This window comes from Mesorhizobium sp. SP-1A (assembly GCF_032460275.1).
Taxonomy (GTDB): Bacteria; Pseudomonadota; Alphaproteobacteria; order Rhizobiales; family Rhizobiaceae; genus Mesorhizobium.
On sequence record NZ_JAVXZD010000021.1, the window covers coordinates 1 to 1,380 of the forward strand.

Genomic DNA, 1,380 nt, shown 5'->3' on the forward strand with positions numbered 1-1,380 from the left:
AGGGGTTCATATGTGGACGCCTCCTTGGCAAGACGACAATTGACACTATCCTCAGATCGGTCGGTGCAGTCATATGTTCGGCCTTTCGATGCGGTATGTTAAGCCGCTGGCCCTGATGAATCTCCGCGGATTGGATCCCTAATCACTCCAGCGCGCTCTATGTCGCTGCACCCCTCGGGCTTTCCAATCCCCGGCTCTGACCGGTTCTCATCAAGTGTCTTTCGCCCTCACCAACTCGTCATGATGTTAATGCCCACGCCTATTCAAGCGGGGATGACACGATAAACTTCCCCTCTCGTCATGATCGCCCAGGCTATGCGAGCCATCTTGTTGGCAAGCGCAACCGCTACGACCTTCGGAGGCTTCTTCTCCATAAGCTTGCGGATCCACGCTGTCTTGGCGGATCCTTCCTCGCGGGCGAAGCGGATTACGGCCGTCGCGCCGACAACGAGCAAGGTTCGAAGATATCCGTCCCCCATTTTGGTGATGCTTCCGAGCCGCTGTTTACCGCCAGAGGAATTCTCTCGTGGCGTCAAGCCGAGCCAGGCGGCAAATTCACGGCCTGATTTGAAAGCCGTCGGGTCCGCGACTGTCGCTGCCATGGCTGTTGATGTCATGACACCAAATCCTGGAATCGTTTCCAATCGGCGGCTGGTCTCATTGTCACGGTGTTCACGCACGATCTCGATTTCCAGTTCCTTGATGCGCGCGCTCAGTTCAACGAGGCTTACGGTCATGGGCTTGAGCGCTCTTCGCGCGAGGTCGGGAAGAACGCTTCCCTCATTTTGGGGCGCGCTAAGGGCCGTCAGCAAAGTCCGGATGCCTTTGGGCATGGCGATGCCTAACTCTGCCAGATGTGCCCGGATTGCATTGGCGAGCATAGTTCGCTGTCGGACCAGAAGAGCTCGGCAGCGATGAAGCATCAGTATCGACTGTTGCGTTGCTGTTTTCACGGCAACGAAGCGCATGTTCGGCCTCGTCACCGCTTCGCAAATGGCTTCGGCATCGGCCATGTCATTTTTGTTCCGTTTCACATACGGTTTCACGTAGGCGGGCGGCATGAGACGAACTGTGTGCCCGAACCGGCCGATCTCACGCGCCCAGTGATGCGCCGTTGCACAGGCTTCGATGCCCACGAGGCAAGGCGGCAGTTTGCCGAAGAAATTGACAACATCGCCGCGGCGTAGGCTGCGCTGAACAGCAATGTTGCCTTCCCGATCTATGCCATGAACCTGAAAAATGTTCTTCGCCAGATCAAGTCCGATTGTTGCAATATGCATTGTGGACGCTCCTTGCTTTCCCCTGAGGCAACAGCAAACCGATATCACGGTTGCTGTCGCCGATGGGGAGGCGTCCACATCATCACTCCACTAAAGGGTC

General features: G+C 56.6%; 1 protein-coding gene. It reads right to left on the reverse strand.

What is annotated here, in order from left to right; genetic code table 11:
• Nucleotides 1-263: 263 nt before the first annotated feature.
• Complete coding sequence (locus tag QU595_RS30140; protein ID WP_315929031.1) at nucleotides 264-1,280, reverse strand: IS110 family transposase; 1,017 nt, start codon at nucleotides 1,278-1,280, stop codon at nucleotides 264-266.
• Nucleotides 1,281-1,380 lie beyond the last annotated feature (100 nt).